The 17,887-nt window shown below is 38.0% G+C and carries 12 protein-coding genes; 6 read left to right on the top strand and 6 right to left on the bottom strand.

Annotated features, from left to right (window positions below; all coding sequences use genetic code 11):
* Positions 1–1,173 precede the first annotated feature (1,173 nt).
* The gene (locus ABD676_RS15260) at positions 1,174–3,636 is read right to left on the bottom strand and encodes a TonB-dependent receptor (RefSeq protein WP_344675603.1); all 2,463 of its coding nucleotides are present in this window, start codon (positions 3,634–3,636) and stop codon (positions 1,174–1,176) included.
* Between the two features lie 356 nt (positions 3,637–3,992).
* Between ABD676_RS15260 and ABD676_RS15255 the strand changes: the two genes are divergently transcribed.
* From ABD676_RS15255 to ABD676_RS15245, 3 genes are read left to right on the top strand one after another with little or no spacing between them, the layout of a single operon-like run.
* Positions 3,993–5,156: an amidohydrolase family protein gene (locus ABD676_RS15255; protein WP_344675602.1), complete on the top strand. Its 1,164-nt coding sequence runs from the start codon at positions 3,993–3,995 to the stop codon at positions 5,154–5,156.
* A gap of 34 nt (positions 5,157–5,190) precedes the next feature.
* A complete protein-coding gene (locus ABD676_RS15250; RefSeq protein WP_344675601.1) occupies positions 5,191–5,472 on the top strand; it encodes an acylphosphatase in 282 nt (93 codons plus the stop codon).
* Between the two features lie 34 nt (positions 5,473–5,506).
* A complete protein-coding gene (locus tag ABD676_RS15245; protein WP_344675600.1) occupies positions 5,507–6,958 on the top strand; it encodes an oligosaccharide flippase family protein in 1,452 nt (483 codons plus the stop codon).
* Between the two features lie 15 nt (positions 6,959–6,973).
* Here ABD676_RS15245 and dusB read toward each other — a convergent pair whose 3' ends face one another.
* The 5 genes from dusB to trmD form a co-directional block, all read right to left on the bottom strand.
* Complete coding sequence (gene dusB, locus ABD676_RS15240; protein ID WP_344675599.1) at positions 6,974–7,969, bottom strand: tRNA dihydrouridine synthase DusB; 996 nt, start codon at positions 7,967–7,969, stop codon at positions 6,974–6,976.
* 146 nt (positions 7,970–8,115) lie between these two features.
* Positions 8,116–8,898 carry an indole-3-glycerol phosphate synthase TrpC gene (gene trpC, locus ABD676_RS15235; protein WP_344675598.1) on the bottom strand — a complete coding sequence of 261 codons (783 nt, stop codon included), beginning with the start codon at positions 8,896–8,898 and terminating at the stop codon, positions 8,116–8,118.
* A 22-nt stretch (positions 8,899–8,920) separates the two neighbouring features.
* A complete protein-coding gene (locus ABD676_RS15230) occupies positions 8,921–9,493 on the bottom strand; it encodes an anthranilate synthase component II (protein WP_344675597.1) in 573 nt (190 codons plus the stop codon).
* Between the two features lies 1 nt (position 9,494).
* Complete coding sequence (locus ABD676_RS15225; protein WP_344675596.1) at positions 9,495–10,898, bottom strand: anthranilate synthase component I family protein; 1,404 nt, start codon at positions 10,896–10,898, stop codon at positions 9,495–9,497.
* Between the two features lie 244 nt (positions 10,899–11,142).
* A complete protein-coding gene (trmD, locus tag ABD676_RS15220; RefSeq protein WP_344675595.1) occupies positions 11,143–11,823 on the bottom strand; it encodes a tRNA (guanosine(37)-N1)-methyltransferase TrmD in 681 nt (226 codons plus the stop codon).
* A gap of 398 nt (positions 11,824–12,221) precedes the next feature.
* On the opposite strand from trmD, the gene ABD676_RS15215 reads away from it, so the two are divergent.
* From ABD676_RS15215 to ABD676_RS15205, 3 genes are read left to right on the top strand one after another with little or no spacing between them, the layout of a single operon-like run.
* Positions 12,222–15,326: a SusC/RagA family TonB-linked outer membrane protein gene (locus ABD676_RS15215; RefSeq protein ID WP_344675594.1), complete on the top strand. Its 3,105-nt coding sequence runs from the start codon at positions 12,222–12,224 to the stop codon at positions 15,324–15,326.
* Positions 15,327–15,338: 12 nt separating this feature from the next.
* A complete protein-coding gene (locus tag ABD676_RS15210; RefSeq protein WP_344675593.1) occupies positions 15,339–16,931 on the top strand; it encodes a SusD/RagB family nutrient-binding outer membrane lipoprotein in 1,593 nt (530 codons plus the stop codon).
* A gap of 8 nt (positions 16,932–16,939) precedes the next feature.
* A complete protein-coding gene (locus ABD676_RS15205; RefSeq protein ID WP_344675592.1) occupies positions 16,940–17,812 on the top strand; it encodes a DUF1735 domain-containing protein in 873 nt (290 codons plus the stop codon).
* Positions 17,813–17,887 lie beyond the last annotated feature (75 nt).

Raw genomic sequence — 17,887 nt, 5'->3', positions numbered from 1 at the left:
ATTAATGTTAAAAATATATCAAAAACGGTCTTTTTTGATAGAAATACCCATTATTAGGTAGAAAATTGATGTATCTATTCGTTAATTCTTACTAAGAATTCAATCTATTTAATGCAATCGATTTCGAAATGATCAGCCTATGAGCTGAATTATAGAGGTTTTTCCTGCTAAAACATAAGTTTTTATATTTTCAATTGGACATGGTTAAATTCTGGTTTATATATTCTTTTAGTTAAGTATGGTTTTTTAATGTTTGGTTTTTTAGGGTGCTCAAATTAATAGCTGCAGCTCTTTTACGTTGCTTTCACTTTTAGAATACCGGCAAATTGAGACCAGTTTGCTTTGATACTCTAAAGGATTTTCTAGGGATCTGATATGGATCTCCTTCGGATCTCGTTCGCTTCTAACCGAACGAGATCCGAAGGAGATCCGAACAAGTTCCGAAGGAGATCCGAAGAAGTGACGAATAAAACCCCTGGGAGAGACAAGGAGACATCAGACGTAAGACAACAGAAATTAGAAAAATTCTTTCCGAACCTTACAACTCAGAGAGAAGCGAAGAGTCTCATCCCCTGACTGCAAGATCACGTCATCCTGCATCGAAGATGTAGGAACTCCGAACTATGCAAAGCAGTAATAATTAATTAATTGGATGTTGAATGTTGGGTTCTGGAATTTGGATACCGGTCGAAGCATGCTTTTGACCCTACAGTTAGGGATATTTTAGGCTAAATTTTCCACGTTATCGGTAGAGGCGATGCATGCATCGACCGTTAATAAATAATATCTAAAAACCTTTAGTGTTACGGAATTATTAAGATTAAGGACATAGATAATAAAATGGAAAAAAACCAAAGTCAAAAAGTAACAACAAGGGAAGGCGCAGGTTATAGCAATTAGGATTATTTATCCTTCCTATTAGAAAAAATACCAAGCCCTCTGATATGCTTTTCTTATAAGATCAGTAAATAGCCTATTAATGTCAGCAAATAAATTGCGAAGCGTGTTCTAGGTCTTTGAACTTTAAATCGTATCGGAAGTTTCATCTTGTTTACATTAAATTTTCCTTGTTTATATCATGATGCATGCAGCGACGATATTCCATAAAAAATGCTGCATGAAAATAAATCATGCAGCATTACTCTATAGATTTTATTTGTCTTTATTATTGAACTAGAATCGAATGTTCAGTCCAAGCATAAAGTTTGTTCCAGCTTGTGGATAATAAAAGTTATAATAATCGCGCTGGTTGCTGTCTTGGAAATATTGACCCCAAGTATAACCGGAAGTGGCATATTTCGTATTTAAGATATTGTAGACCGTAGCATTGAGGCCAATATTCGCGATTCCGAAGGCTGAGAAGTTGTAAACTGCCTGAAAATGATTGACAAAGGAAGGTTTTAAACTGCGTTCTTTTGCACTGGTATTGTCCATGTATATTCTTGAGATGTATTTACTCAACAAGCTAAAAGATAAATCTGGAGTTGCATGGAACGTGAAATTATTGGATAAAACCGCCGATGGTGATTTAGCTATATTTGTGCTTTTATGAAAGATTTCCTTTTCGCCAATATATTCCCAATCGATATTGTTGTTGTATATGGTCATCAGCTCCGTGAAATTCTTGATTTTGTTTTGACTTAAGGCTGCTGTCATAGACCATTGGAATAGATTACTTACTTTCCAGGCAGCATCCAATTCAAAGCCAATTCTATAACTGTCTTTTACATTCTGACGAATTGCCTCACCTACATTGTTGATTTTACCGGTTGGGATTAATTGATCTTTATACAACATCGCATACAGGTTAGCTCCAATGTTGAACTGTCGATCGCGGTATCTATATCCCGCTTCGATATCCTGCATTTTCTCCGGTTTTGGGAAAAGATTCAATGGATTTTCCAAATAATCATCGCGTACTGGCTCCTTACTTGCATAAGCATAAGAAGCATAAATGTTCGATTGATCATTTAATAAATAGGTAAATCCAGCCTTCGGATTAAAGAAGTTTAACTTATCATTGAAATGAAAGTTTTTGATTTTGTTGTCATCACCTTCGGCATTGTAATAGATGTTACGGTATTGTAAATCCACATTGAAAAGCCATTTGTTTAATCGATAGTCCGCTTTTGCAAAGAAGTTGAAGTCATTTTTATGAGCTTCGTTGTAGTAGTAGCGATGGTTAGGCTGGGTCCCCCAATTGTATTTACTCCAGATGACTTCTCCAAAGTGCCCTCCTACATATTGATTATAAGCACCACCAAAACTTAAATTGAAATGATTATTAACCCGATGTTGTAAGGCGTAGGTCACACCATAGAACCAGTTGTCTAACCAACGCTGACGAATTAAATCTGTTTTTTTGATGGTTTCCGTACCGTTAATAATGTCGGTTAAACCATAATTACTGAACTTATCATCAATGCGGTATTCCTCATAGTATCCTGCTCCACGTGTATAGTGTAATCCAGCATTTAAGCTAGTCTTATCGCTGATTTTATAGGTGTACTGCAGGTGACTATGTGTCTGCGTATAATTATCAGTTTGGTTGTCGTAATTGTAAATATTATACCTTCTATCTGCATTTTTAATGCGTTCGATTTCTGTTGGATCATAGATCTCCATAGCTGCGATGTAATCATCAAGTCGATCCCTATTACCCGTGTACAATGGTTCAGGGAGACCATACCAAGCTTGATAGGTCTTTTCCTTACCCGAGAAAACAGTCGCCTTTAAGGTGTGTTTGTCAGTAAACATGCCGGCATCTACATAGAAAGATTTCAGGTCAGAAGATCCGCGTTCCACATAGCCATCAGAACTGATTCGGGATAAACGGGCATTTACGGCATATTTACCATTGATTAGTCCTGAGCCTGCTTTTACGGTGTTTTTCCAAGAATTGAAGGAACCGAATGAGTTGTTCAATTCTGCATAAGGGCTGGATTCCAAGGCATCGGTTTGGATGTTCAAGGAAGCTCCAAAAGCACCAGCTCCATTGGTAGAAGTACCGATACCACGTTGTACCTGTATACTTTGCGTGCTGGAAGCGAAGTCTGGAAGGTTGACAAAAAAGGAGCCCATACTTTCTGAGTTGTTCAAAGGGATTCCATTTAATGTTACATTGATACGCTCATTATCCGATCCACGGATAGTCATGTTGGTATATCCAATACCTGCACCAGCATCAGAACCAATCACCACACCAGGAGTTTGATCGAGTAAATAAGGGATATCCTGACCAACATTTTTACGTTGGATTTCTTCCTTACCCAAATTCTTGAATGTGGTTGCTGAATTTTCCTTTGCACGGGTCACGTTGATGTAGATTTCCTCTGCTTGGAAGTCCAGTTCTGTTAATCGGATATGGATTTCCTTTTGTCTACTAGGATTCACTTTCACCTTCTGCGGGCTGTACCCTAAAAAGGTTACCTGTAGCAGGTAATTTTGATTGGAAAGGTCGGAAAAAGAGGCCAGGCCTTCTGAATTGGATTGCGTGGTTTGTTGGTTTAAAGTAACCGTAGCACCACTTAATGGTGAATTTTCTTGATTAGTCACACGGACTGTCAGGTTGTTTTGCGCCATCGCTGAAATAGCAAACAAGCAGCACACTGCGAGGGCTATACATCTGTTTAGCATAATAAATATTTGTTTTTTTTATGAGTTAAAAGTTCCCATTGCAAGGGGTTACAATAGGTTAAATTTAACCTCCCTTTCCCTACGCTGGCATTACCCAGATCAGGTGAGTGCAATTCGTTTTACAACTGTTGCACAGGGTATAATCTCAGCCTTTTTTTGTGTTGTTAACAACAAGGCACCCCTATTAGATGCGGCAAATGTAGGCTTTATATGCATCATTTCAAAATTGTGCAACCTTTGTAACAAATTCATAAATATTTTTTTATTAGTTAAACTGAATTTTATTTTTTGTAAATTGGCTGAACTGTTTCAAAAGCAGTTACACTAACTTTAAAAAAATAGAACTATTAAATTGTATGAAGTATTACGGTGCTGATGTTGTATTCCCTATTTCGAGTCCTGCAATAAAGAAAGGAATTGTTGCTATGGATAATGAGGGAGTAGTAAAAGGTGTTTATAATCCTGGGGAGATCGATGAAAACCTAGTCGAATATTTCAAGGGTGCCTTAATTCCGGGTTTTATCAATGCCCATTGTCATTTGGAGTTGTCGCACATGAAGGGTGTGGTTCCTGAAGGTACAGGATTGACCACTTTCTTGAGTAAGGTGATGGATGAGCGTTCCAGCAAAGTGGATCAGGTGGAAAAAGCGATGTTGGCTGCTGATAAAGCAATGTATGAAAATGGTATTCAAGCAGTTGGTGACCATGTGAATACAGCTGCTACAGCTAAGGTAAAAGAGGAAAGCCCAATTACCTACCATACCTTTGTAGAGGTTATGGCAATGCGCAAAGAGGATGTTGTTAACCGTATCGATCAAGCAAAGGAAATCGAATTCCATTTCGATTACAAGCACTCGTCGATTACACCACATGCACCCTATTCAGGTTCTAAATTCTTGTTTAAAACCCTGAAGAAAGCGGTTAGTGAAGATAATATCATCAGTATCCACAACCAGGAAAGTGATGAGGAGAATAAACTTTTCCGCTATAAAAAGGGTGAATTCTTAGACTTTTATAAGAAATTGGATTTCGATATAGATGACTTTAAAGCGCAAGCTAGAAACTCCCTGCAATCCTTCCTTCCTTACATTCCAACCAAGAACAAATTAATTTTAGTACACAATACTTATACCTCCATCAAAGATCTGGATTTTGTAGATCGTATGGGTCGTAAGGTGTACTTCTGTTTCTGTCCGAAGGCGAATTTATACATCGAAGGAAGAATTCCTAAGGTTGATAATTTCCTTTTAGGAGATTATGAAATCATAATAGGAACAGACAGTTTAGCGTCTAATGATAGTTTGGATATCTTAGAAGAAATGAAGGTAATTCATCAAGAGTTCCCTGATTTGGACTTCAACGATACGATTAAATGGGCGACCATTAATGGTGCTCGTGCTTTAAACTTAGATCATCAGTTGGGATCTTTGGAAGAAGGTAAGCAACCGGGTTTGGTGTTGTTAGAAGGTATGGACACGTTCAAATTGACGCCTAAAGTTACGGTAAGACGTATTCGTTAGTTTGTTATTCTAATTCTTCTTTTACCTTTGTAGGATGAAGCATTGGAATATTCAGGTTCAGGGAAAAGTACAACGTGTTTTCTTTCGTGCAAGTACAAAAGCTGTGGCAGATCAATTGGGTGTTAAGGGTTTTGTAATGAACCAGCCTGATGGTTCGGTATACATTGAGGCTGAAGGTGATGATTTTGCGCTTCAGTCCTTGCTTGAGTTTTGTGCGGATGGACCAGAGGATGCTGAGGTAAGCTCCGTAGAGCACCAAGAGACAAATGAACTAAAAGGCTTCAAAAATTTTGAAGTTGTTAAAAAAATAAGTTAAGGTGTCGGGGCTTAAGAAATTTGTCAGCGATACGATGATATATGGTCTTACGACCATTATCTCAAGAACATTGGGATTTGTTATTACGCCCATTCTGACCCGTAACTTTACGGAAGCGGCATACGGTATCTTTACGCACGTATATGCTTATGTTTCCCTAGTAAATGCTGTCCTAGCATTTGGAATGGAAACAACATTCTTCCGTTATCTACAAAATAAAGAGGGTGACAAGCAGCGGGTCTATGATTCCAGCCTCTTTGTCACCCTTCTTATGACCGCGATTTTCCTTATTACTATTTTTACATTTTCCACACCTATCGCGATGTTCGTTGGTGAAAGGGAAAATATATCGGATTATACGACGTATGTTAAAATTGTAGGATTAATAGTGGCAGCTGATGCGTTAGCAGTGATTCCATTTGCTAAACTTCGTGCAGATGGTCGCCCAATACGTTATGGTGTTATCAAATTGGTCAATATATTTACCTATTTAGGTTTTGTTTTGCTATTTCTTTATGGCTTACCTTGGTTGACAGAGCATTCCAGTTTTTGGAAGGACCTCAGTGCAGGTTGGTTTCGTAAAGATTGGTTGGGAAATGTCTTCTTGGCAAATCTTGCGGCATCCTTAGTGACCTTAATGATGCTGTTGCCTCAGCTATTGAGTTTCCGATTCCGTGTTGATACGGTGATGTTACGTAAAATGTTGACCTATAGTTTCCCTATCATGATTGCCAACATTTCCTTTATTATCAATGAGAATCTGGACAAAATGATGTTCCCGAAGTTAATTCCAGGTATAGAGGGTGATCGCGAGTTAGGGGTATATGGAGCTGTTACTAAATTGGCGGTATTTCTGAATTTATTCGTCATGGCTTTTCGATTAGGAGCGGAACCTTTCTTTTTTTCCTATGCCAAGAATGAAAATGCCAAAAAAACTTATGCCATGATTATGCGGTATTTTGTGCTTGCCATGATCTTGGTGATGGTTGGAATCTGTGCTAATTTGGATTGGTTGAAGTTATTTATCCGTGGAAAAGCTGAAGATGTTGCCGGATATTGGGAAGGATTATTTATTGTTCCGGTGTTGCTGTTTAATTATGTGCTGTTGGGAATTTACATCAATCTTTCGGTGTGGTATAAGCTTTCCGATCAGACACGTTATGGTCTGTATATTTCAGGTATAGGTGCTTTGATGACTATTGTCTTGAATCTATTGTTAATTCCTAAATATTCTTATACTGGAGCGGCATTGTCGACAACTGTTGCCTATTTTACGATGGTGATTTTGTCATATGTTTGGGGACAGAAGAATTATCCAATTCCTTATGAGTCCTTAAAAATTGCTGCTTATCTTCTTATTGGAGTGGTTTTATCCTTTATTGCTTATCAGCTTAATTTCTGGTTCGCAAATGTCCTATTTCTTGCTCTAATAGGTGTAGTAGCTTATTCAGAGAGGGGATTGATTAAGCGATTTATTAGGCGATAAAAAAAAGTCGCTTACTTAAGCGACTTCCTCGGCAAAGTTATGCCTGATATCTTCCAGAACTTCTATGATGTGGTTTACATCTTGAAGCTCGACTAATTTCATTCTATATTCCTTAAAGTTTGGAATGCCTTTGAAATAGTTGGCGTAGTGACGGCGCATTTCAAAAATCCCTGTTTTATCACCTTTCCATTCAATGGATTTGGTAAGGTGAGTTCTACATACATCAACACGTTCGGCAATGGTTGGTCCCTCAAGACGTTCACCTGTTTGGAAAAAGTGTTTGATTTCACGGAATATCCAAGGGTAACCAATGGAAGCTCTTCCGATCATAATACCATCCACTTGATATTCCTGACGCCATGCCGCTGCTTTCTCAACAGAGTCAACATCGCCATTTCCAAAAATAGGGATCTTAATTCTTGGGTTTTGTTTCACATCACGAATCATAGACCAGTCGGCTTGTCCTTTATACATCTGCGCACGTGTTCTTCCGTGAATGGCTAAAGCTTTGATGCCGATATCTTGCAGGCGTTCTGCGACCTCATAGACGTTTTTAGTACTATCATCCCATCCCAAACGAGTCTTCACGGTAACCGGAAGATGCGTAGCATCTACAACGGCCTTGGTCATGGCAACCATTTTATCGATGTCTTGTAAAAGACTGGCACCAGCACCACGGCATGCGACGTTCTTTACCGGGCAACCGTAATTGATATCGATCAGGTTGGGATTAGCTTGTGTACAGATCTCGGCTGATTGACGCATATGCTCAATGTCTGAACCGAATATTTGTATGCCAATCGGGCGTTCATATTCGAAAATGTCTAATTTTTGGCGAGATTTTGCAGCATCCCGTATCAGGCCCTCTGAAGAAATAAATTCGGTGTACATCATGTCCACTCCATTTTGTTTGCATACATAACGGAACGGTGGATCACTCACATCCTCCATAGGTGCTAGCAATAACGGAAACTCTCCTAAATCAATATGTTCGCCAATTTTTACCGACATGCTTTTCTGAAATTTTCACAAAGGTAAGGAAATTAATGGCTTGTTTGAAAATATAGGCTCCCATTGCTTGCTAATCTAAAAGTCAAAAAAGAAAAAGCAACGCTTGAATAGGGCGTTGCTTTTAGATGTTTATTCTTGTCAATAGATTAGATTTGAGCTACAAATTCTTTTATTGACTGTGCCGGATTTTCTGTTTTCATGAAGTTCTCTCCAATCAAAAAGGCATGGAATCCTGCTTTCTTGAGTTCCTTAATCGTTTGCGGATCGGAGATTCCACTTTCGGATACCTTGATGTAATCATTTGGTATTTTATTCACCAAACCATAGGAATGATCTAAGGAAACGGAGAAGTCCTTCAGGTTTCTGTTATTCACTCCGATAGCATCGATGCTTGGAAAAATGGAACGATTAAGTTCTTCCTCATTGTGCACTTCCAATAGAACATTTAAGCCTAGTGATTTGGCGTATTTGGAGAAATCTCTGATTTCCAATGTGCTAAGGCATGCTGCAATCAAGAGGATGATATCTGCGCCATAAGCCTTGGCTTCTGCGATTTGATATTTATCAACGATAAATTCTTTTCGTAACAAAGGGATTTGCAATACTTCACGTGCATCTGTTAAGTCCTGAAGAGATCCTTGGAAGAAATCTGCATCGGTAAGTACAGAGATGGCAGAAGCTCCAGCATCCTGATAGCCTTTCACAACTTCCTGAACGGATGAAGTTCCGTTAATCAGACCTTTGGAAGGTGATGCCCTTTTGTATTCTGCTATAATACCCTTTTTATTGTTGTCCAATACACTTTCACGTAGGTTGTAACAGTTACGGCTGAAGAGTGGGTATTGTTCCAACTCAGCCAAACTGACCTTTTCCATGGCAGCCTGAACCTCTTGACGTTTCCGTAGGACTATTTTATCTAATATATTCATGTTTACAGCTTCTGTCATGACCTTAATTTTTTAACCAGTTTTCTAATAGGATTTTTCCATTGTCTGTAAGAATGGATTCTGGATGGAATTGCATGCCTTTAACATCGTATTCTTTATGCGCTAATGCCATAATAATACCGTTGGGATCAACTGCCGTTATTTTTAAACTCTCAGGGAGGTCCTCTTTGGAGACTGCCCAAGAGTGGTATCTACCGATTTTGGATTCCCTAGGAAAATTCTGAAACAGGTTTTCGGTGTTATCTGTTACCTCAATGTTTGTCGCTACTCCGTGTAAAGGCTTAGGCATGTTGAATAAACTGCCACCAAATACCTCTGCAATAGCCTGCTGGCCTAAGCAAATACCTAAAATACTTTTAGTAGGAGCATAGGTGCGGATAACATCCAAAAGCAATCCGGCTTCCTCAGGTATTCCAGGGCCTGGAGAAAGAAGGATTTTGTCAAATTGGTCTACATAGGATAAATCGAATTTATCGTTACGGACCACTTCATAAGATTGGTTCAATTCCTGAAGTAGGTGAACCAAATTATAGGTGAATGAATCGTAATTGTCGATTACTAATACGGGCTTGTTCATATTATATGGTCACTGCTAATTCTAATGCTCTTCGTAGAGCGGATATTTTGTTATCTACTTCTTGTAATTCTTTTTCTGGGTCTGAATCGAGGACGATGCCTGCGCCTGCTTGATAGTGCAAAACATTTTGCTTACTCATAAAGGAACGGATCATGATGGCGTGGTTAAAATCACCGTTAAAGCCCATAAAACCAATAGCACCTGAATAAAAGGAGCGCTGGAAGCCTTCATATCGGTCGATTAAGGTCAATGCCATATGCTTTGGTGCTCCGGATAAAGTGCCTGCAGGATAGGTGTCACCCACAACATCGAACGGATTGGCGTTGGCATGCAATTTACCACTTACCTTGGAAACCAAATGAATGACATGGGAATAATATTGTGCTTCTTTGTAGGATTTTACTTCCACATTACTGCAATGACGACTTAAGTCATTTCTGGCTAAATCAACCAGCATCACATGCTCTGCACTTTCCTTAGGGTCGTTTTTGAGTTCTTCCGCGATCTGCTCGTCTCTCTCTAGGTTACCAGTACGTTTGAATGTCCCAGCAATAGGATATATGGTTGCCACATCTGCCTTGATGGTAAGTTGTGCTTCTGGAGACGAGCCGAATAGCTTGAAATCTCCATAGTCAAAGTAGAATAAGTAAGGTGATGGGTTGATAGATCGTAAAGCGCGATACACATTGAACTCATCGCCACTGAACGGTCTAGCGAATCCTCTGGAAGGGACAATTTGAAAAACATCTCCACGTTGGATATGCTCTTTCATTTTAAGAACCAAGTTCTTAAAGTCCTCATCGCTCATGTTTGAGGTTTCAGGTCCTTTGGTTTGGAAGGTGTATTCCGGGAAGTTTTTATTCTGAATTAAAAACTGCATGCGATCCAATTCACTTTCTTCGTTTTCCAACAGGTTTTCAAAAATGTGTAATTGGTTGCGGAAGTGATCAATAGCAATTACATATTTATAGACGTGGTATTGTAAAATGGGGATTTGTTTTGCAGGATTTGGCTTTGTCGTTAAGCTGATGTCTTCAAAATACTCAACTGCATCAAAGGTAAAGTAGCCAAATAAACCTGTGCTGATGACATTGATGTCGGTAAGAGGCTCTGCATGAAAAGTGCTGCGGAAATTGGATACTTCTTCACGTAGGTTGAGCTCTTTTGCCGATTTTGTTGTTTTTGGCTTATCTGGGAAAGAGATGCTTAACTCTTCATTCTCCAGGACAATACCAGCGATCGGTTGACAACAGATGTAACTGATGTTGTTGTCCCGACTGTGGTATTCTGAACTCTCTAACAGCAGGCTGTTCGGAAAGGTGTCACGAAGCCGAAGGTATATGCTCACTGCTGTTGTCGTGTCAGCAAGGATCTTCTTGTGGTTCGTTTGAAATTTGTAGCTCATATTGTTTATTAATCGTTTAAAAAGTATAAAAAAAAGCCCGGCGAAAAATCGTCGGGCTACCATTCTGTGGTTTTGGTTGATTATGAAAATCTTTATCTAATAATATACCACCCTCCCGACTTATTTAGTCAGAAGCCACCAACGGTTAGTATATTTATTTTGAGTCAACATAATTCACAAAATTAGTAGAAAATTCCACAAAGCAAACATTTTTTACAAAATAATCAAAAAATAGTGCTAATCCTTAGTCATTTAGCAAATCTGGACGGCGTTCTTTGGTCCGTTTCAACTGCTGTTCATGGCGCCATTCAGTAATTTTTGCCTCATGACCCGATAATAAGACTTCAGGTACTTTATGGCCTTTCCAATCAACCGGTCGACTGTAAATAGGCGCATCTAATAATCCATCCTGGAAAGAGTCTGATAGGGCAGAGGTTTCATCGGATAATACACCTGGAATAACACGGACAATGGCATCTACTAAAATCGCTGCCGGAAGTTCTCCGCCAGACAATACATAATCCCCGATGGAGATCTCCTTTGTGACATAAATATCACGGATTCGCTGGTCGATTCCCTTATAGTGACCGGCAAGAATCATGATGTTCTTTGCATTGGAAGATAATTGATTGGCAATTTCTTGATTTAATGTTTCACCATCGGGTGTCATGTAGATGATTTCGTCATATTCACGTTCTTCAAGGAGCTTATCGATGCATGCAGCGAAAGGAGCGATTTGCATGACCATTCCTGATCCGCCGCCATAAGGATAATCATCAACAGATTTGTGCTTGTTATCCGAATAATCACGGAGATTATGAACATGGATTTCTGTCAGTCCCTTATTCTGTGCTCTTTGTAAGATAGAATGAGCAAATGGGCTATCCAATAACTGTGGTAATACGGTAATAATATCAAATCGCATGCTTGCAAAGTTAGAATAATGAATTGGAAGTTTTAATGAGTTTGGTAACGAAAAAAAATTAATAGTGGGTTATAATTTATTGGTGTTATTAGACTAGTGTTTTTAGTTTTGTGTAAAAAGTAATTAAAAAGAATGTTTTAAGCTTAAATTTTTACTATAAAATTATAATTTTTTTCACAACTATTTATTTTGGTTATAATATTGTTCTTCGTTAATAGATTAGATTAATATTATTTAGTATTCTTAATTTTTTAGGATTGTTTAAGAAATTATTTAAAAAAATATGCGATTTTTTTGTAACAATCGTATTGTGCAGATACTTTTGAGATACGGTTTAACAATAATTAACAATTATTAGCCTAAAAAAACCAAGATTATTTAACTAAACAACAACAAACATGAAACAAAAATTACTTTTGAGTTTTGTTCTGCTGTTATGTTCCGTGACCATTGTGTTTGGACAGACCAGGAGAATAACAGGAAAGGTGACATCAACCAGTGATGGCGTTGCATTGGCTGGTGTTACGGTAAAAGCCGTTGATGGGACATCTGGAGCACAAACAGATGGTTCGGGAAATTTTGCTTTAAACCTCCCGGCTGGGGTAAAACAAATTGAATTCAGGTATATAGGTTACAAAACCTTAAGAATTGAGTTGACAGGTAGAGATGTCTACAATGTGAACATCGAGCCAGAGTTCAATGTGTTAGATGAGGTGGTAGTTGGAGCTGTCGGGCTTCAATCAAAAGCTCGTGAGCAAGGTACTCAGCAGACAAGGATTTCAGGAGAAGTCCTAACAAAAGGTAAACCAATTAACGTAGCATCTGGTTTACACGCTAAAGTTCCAGGTTTACAGATTAATGCCATTTCAGGTGGTGTGAATCCTACGGTACGTTTAGTATTACGTGGTTTTAGATCGATCTTAGGAGATAATACAGCTTTATTGGTTGTAGATAACTCGATCGTTCCTACTGCCGTATTAAGTAATATCAATCCGGAAGACGTAGAAGATATTCAAGTATTGAATGGTGCTGGTGCTGCTGCATTATATGGTTCTCAAGGTTCAAATGGTGCTGTTATTATCAAGACAAAGAAAGGTAGAGTTGGTTCTACTGATATTAGCTTTGGTCATACCGCAACTGTAGAGCAAGTAAACTTCCAACCTAAACTTCAAGAACTTTATGGTGCTGGATCTGATGCTGATGTTCAGATTTATACTCCATATGAAAACCAGCAATACGGTCCTGCTTTTGACGGATCAATTAAAGATTTAGGTCAGAAATTAGAAGATGGTTCTACTCAAACTGCTCTTTTCTCTCCAAGAAAAGACCGCTATAAGTTTTGGGAAAATGGTTTACAAAACCAAACTGACTTCGCTATTTCATCAGGTGATGAAAAAGGAACACAGTACGTTTCTTTACAGTACGTAGATGTAAAAGGTACAACATACCAAGATAAGTATAACCGTTTCGGTGTTCGCGCGAATGGTACGCGTAATGTTTATAACAATGTAAAAGTAGGTTATAACATTAACTATATCCAAAATCGTTATAACATCACTACCGCTACTAGTACTGTATATGATCAATTATTGAATACACCAGCGAATATTCCGATGTTGGATTATAAAGATTGGAGAAACAACAAATTTGCTAATCCAAACGGATTCTATAACAACTACTATACTAACCCTTATTTTACGATTGACAATAACCGTCAAGCAACCAGAAATGATTATTTGACAGGTAATGTTGATATTAATTGGAAAGCTTTTGAATGGTTGACAATAGCAGCTCAGGGTAACATCACAACCAGAAACCAATCATTTAAATCAACTACAGATAAGTTTACTTATTCTGATTATGTATTGAAGAATTTTAATGGTAGTCATGCAAATATCGCAGGTGGAGTTTCTGATGGTAGTTCTTATTCAACCATTGTAATTGGAGATTTCAAAGCCATATTAAATAAGAAATTTGGAGATTTCGGAACAAGATTAACCTTAGGTAATCAAGTTATCAACAGACATAACAGTGGTATTGATGTTAGTGTAGGTGGATTGGTAATTCCAGGTTTATTTAACGTTGGAAATAGAGCTACTCCATTGCCTAATGGTAGTCAAAGTTATGCAGTAACCAGAGAAGTTGGTGTTTATGGTCAATTTGTTGGGGATTATAAAAATTACTTATTCCTTACTTTAAGTGGTAGAAATGACTGGGTTTCTGTTTTAGATCCTGAGAATAGGTCATTCTTCTATCCAGCAGCCGATGTTTCATTCATTGCGACTGATGCTATTGAAGCTTTGAAGGATAACAGTATTTTAAATACTTTAAAATTAAGAGCAGGTTGGTCAAAATCAGGAAACGTTAATATTTCTGCTTACCAATTAAGATCTACTTTAAGTCAAGCTAATGGATTCCCATTTGGAGCATCTGGAGCAGGATTTTCATTAAATGGTAGAATGGTAAAACCAAGTTTATTACCAGAAATTACTGAAGGATTAGAAGGAGGTTTTGATGCGACTTTATGGGATAACCGCATTACTGCTGGTTTCACTTATTTCAGCACAAAAACTAGAAATCAAACTTTACCAACCAACGTTTCTTTAACAACAGGTTATAGCTCTTTCCTTCAAAACGTAGGTATGGTGACAAATAGAGGGGTTGAGTCTTCTTTAAACGTAAATGTCCTAAGATCTGCTGATTGGCAAGTTTCGGTGGGAGGTAATTACTCATGGATTGAAAGTAGAGTAAAAGAATTGACCGAAGAATTAAAAACTGTTGATATTTCTACAGGCGGTGGTGCACAATCTAGAGCGATAGAAGGATATGAATTCCCTAGTTTCCAAGGTACAGCATATAAAAGAGATCCGGAAGGACGTATTATTGTAGATCGTAATACAGGTTACCCGTCAGCTGCTGAGAGTCCTGTTATTTTTGGACGTGCTACTCCTAAACACAGATTGGGCTTAAATACATATTTAAATTACAAGAACGTTTCACTTTCTGTAATTGCGGAATATAGAGGTGGTTATTACATCTATAATAATGCAGCGAGTACATTAGATTTCTCGGGATCTTCGATTCGTACCACTTATTATGATCGTGACCGTTTCGTAATTCCAAATTCTTCTTACCTAAATGATCAAGGCGAGTATGTTGAAAACACGAATATTACCGTTCGCGATGGTGGTGCAGGTTTCTGGGCTTCTGGATCGTATAACCGTGATATTGCAGAAAACTACATTTACCGTGGTGATTTCTGGAAAATCCGTGAGGTTGCTTTGGGCTTAACCGTGCCTTCCGCATGGTTAGCAAGTACTAAATATGTGAAAGGTGTACAAGTAAGTTTCCAAGGTAGAAACTTGTTTATGTGGACTCCTGCTTCCAATATTTATACTGATCCGGAATATAGTTTCTCAGACTCAAACGCTGTTGGTATTACTACATTAGGCCAAACTCCTCCATCTCGTTATTTCGGAGGTAGCCTTACTTTGAAATTCTAAGCTTATATTAACATGAAAAAACTATTTAAATATATATTTACGGGAGCATCTGCTTTAATACTTGCTTCTTGTAATAACTTTTTGGATGTCAATGGAAACAATCCAAATAGCCCAACAACCGCGACGCCAGAACTAGTGCTTCCACAAGCTATTACCTATATGGCTAATAATTTTGTGAACTACAGTGATTACGGTAGAACGATAATTTATATCGCAAATGCTGGTGGATATGGTGGTTGGGGAACGCAGTTTACTTACGATTATACAAACTCTAATTTCAATAACCTGTTTACCAGTGTTTATGATAATGTTTTAGACTTTGAATTTGTTATAAAAAACAGTGATGCTGCTACTGGACCTTATTTTATTGCAGCTTCCAATATTTCAAAGGCATTTTTATATATGAATTTGGTGAATGAGTTCAATGATGTTCCATTTACCGAAGCTGCTAAAGGTGCTGATTTCTTGACGCCAAAATATGATAAAGCACAAGATATTTATAAAGGTTTAGTAACCATTCTTGATGATGCTATCGCACAAATTAAAGCGGTTCCTCCAGGTTCAGCTTTACAGCTTGGCGGTGCTGATGTTTTGTTTAAGGGTGATATGAATAAATGGATTCAATTTGCTAATACCATTAAATTGAAATTATATGTCTATGCAAATGGGAAAGGCGTTTTCACTGGTCAACCAACATTTTCAGCAGAGGGTTTCTTGACAGATGATGCGATGGTGAATCCTGGATATGAAAAACTTGATGGCAAACAAAACCCTTGGTGGAATAGACACCATTCAGATTATAACCAAGCGGCACAAGTAGCTTATGGCAGACAATACATTGCGAATACTTTTACTTTGCAGTTTTATAATGGTAATAAAATTACCGATGAAGGTAGAGGAAAAGCAACGTATCGTTTATGGCCTACTGTAGCTACTAACCACATGGGAAATGCACCAACACCGGATAATTTGCCTACCATTGGTGGTACATTAGGAAGTAGTCCTTTTTATATAGGTACTCCAGGAGCTACTACTGGTGGACAAAATACGATCGGTACTTTGAAAGGTCTAGCCATGTCACAACCAATTATGTTAGCTGCAGAAAGTCATTTTCTTCAAGCTGAAGCTATGGTTAATGGTATTTTAACTGGAGATGCAGCTGTTGCTTTCAAAGCCGGTATTGAAGCTTCTTTTAAATACTTGTACAAAGGTGCAGATGGAGGAGTTGCAGCTGGAAAAGATCCTGCAGCCGATGCGGCAAAATATATTGCAGCTAATCCTAACTCGCCATTAGTAAACTTTGTACTAGCAGATACAAAAGAGAAAAAGGTAGAAGCTATTGTAACACAGAAATTCATCGCTTACAATAATATTGGTGGACATATTGCATGGGAAGATTTCCGCAGAACTGGATATCCTACTATTGTGGCAAATGGTTCTTCAACGCAGACATTTGTGTCTACAAAATCTAATGCTACTACAGTTGATAAATTGCCAGGACGCCTGTTGTATCCAGTATCTGAATTCACATTGAATGCGGATAATGTGCCTAAAGATGTCACTGTTTTTGGATCCTATGTTTTCTATGATCGTCGTAATAAATAAAAGAAAGAATGAAAAACTATTATAAAATTATTTTAGGGATAGTGGGAATGTTTTCATTGACTTCCTGTTTGAAAGATGAAAACATATTATCTCCTGAAAATACCGATAAAAAAAATATTGTTGAATTCTATAATGTAACTTCGCCAGTTTCAACTGGTACTGATCCTTATGTTATGTATGTTCCGATGACATTGGAAGTAGTACCAGAAGCAGAGTTTCAGATTGCGGTGAGTTACTCCGGTGTCGAAGCTGGTGCTCCTCAAGATATTGAAGTTAAATTGGAGCCAGCAGCAGAGATAGTAACCACCTATAATGCGAAGACAGGTAGGAATTATAATCAAATTGCGAACTCACTTTTTGAGGTTCCTAGTTCGGTAATTATTAAGAAGGGCGAAAAAAGAGCATTTGTTACTGTTAAAGTTAAGCCAACAGGTATGGATCAAACCAAGAGTAATGTTATCGGTTTGAAAATTTCGTCAGCTTCGCATGGTATTGTTTCTGGGAATTTTGGTGCAGTGATTTATTCCTTGCCGATTAAATCTTTATGGCAAGGTACCTATACTTATACGGTAACTAATGACTATGGCTCAATTGATGCTAATATAGGTGGCTCATTTACAGAAGAGGGTGTGAAACTATCCACTGTAGGACCAAATAAATTACGCGTAGATTATTTGTGGAGAACTTATTCTGGTTATACAGAATACCAATTTGATGGGTCTAACTCGACCATTACTGGTATTACTGCATTCAGTGGCTCTGCAAGACCTACCGTAATCGATAAGATTGTCATTGTCGATCCAGTAAATCTAATTTTTGAGGTTCATTGGACTTGTTTAGGTCGAGGAATTAAAGAGAGATTTGTAAGAACTGGTGATTAATAATTCACTACAATTTTATTAAATTATACAATAGGAGGCGCTAGAAATAGCGCCTCTTTTTATTTGCGTTTTGCG

Source organism: Sphingobacterium kyonggiense (genome assembly GCF_039536825.1).
GTDB classification, from domain to species: Bacteria; Bacteroidota; Bacteroidia; order Sphingobacteriales; family Sphingobacteriaceae; genus Sphingobacterium; species Sphingobacterium kyonggiense.
This window is presented reverse-complemented; position numbering and strand designations above follow the sequence as displayed.

What these genes read in the sequence shown, in the direction of transcription:
- ABD676_RS15260 (WP_344675603.1), bottom strand. Translation starts at nt 3,636, where the DNA reads ATGCTAAACAGATGTATAGCCCTCGCAGTGTGCTGCTTGTTTGCTATT.
- ABD676_RS15255 (WP_344675602.1), top strand. Translation starts at nt 3,993, where the DNA reads ATGAAGTATTACGGTGCTGATGTTGTATTCCCTATTTCGAGTCCTGCA.
- ABD676_RS15250 (WP_344675601.1), top strand. Translation starts at nt 5,191, where the DNA reads ATGAAGCATTGGAATATTCAGGTTCAGGGAAAAGTACAACGTGTTTTC.
- ABD676_RS15245 (WP_344675600.1), top strand. Translation starts at nt 5,507, where the DNA reads ATGATATATGGTCTTACGACCATTATCTCAAGAACATTGGGATTTGTT.
- dusB (WP_344675599.1), bottom strand. Translation starts at nt 7,969, where the DNA reads ATGTCGGTAAAAATTGGCGAACATATTGATTTAGGAGAGTTTCCGTTA.
- trpC (WP_344675598.1), bottom strand. Translation starts at nt 8,898, where the DNA reads ATGAATATATTAGATAAAATAGTCCTACGGAAACGTCAAGAGGTTCAG.
- ABD676_RS15230 (WP_344675597.1), bottom strand. Translation starts at nt 9,493, where the DNA reads ATGAACAAGCCCGTATTAGTAATCGACAATTACGATTCATTCACCTAT.
- ABD676_RS15225 (WP_344675596.1), bottom strand. Translation starts at nt 10,898, where the DNA reads ATGAGCTACAAATTTCAAACGAACCACAAGAAGATCCTTGCTGACACG.
- trmD (WP_344675595.1), bottom strand. Translation starts at nt 11,823, where the DNA reads ATGCGATTTGATATTATTACCGTATTACCACAGTTATTGGATAGCCCA.
- ABD676_RS15215 (WP_344675594.1), top strand. Translation starts at nt 12,222, where the DNA reads ATGAAACAAAAATTACTTTTGAGTTTTGTTCTGCTGTTATGTTCCGTG.
- ABD676_RS15210 (WP_344675593.1), top strand. Translation starts at nt 15,339, where the DNA reads ATGAAAAAACTATTTAAATATATATTTACGGGAGCATCTGCTTTAATA.
- ABD676_RS15205 (WP_344675592.1), top strand. Translation starts at nt 16,940, where the DNA reads ATGAAAAACTATTATAAAATTATTTTAGGGATAGTGGGAATGTTTTCA.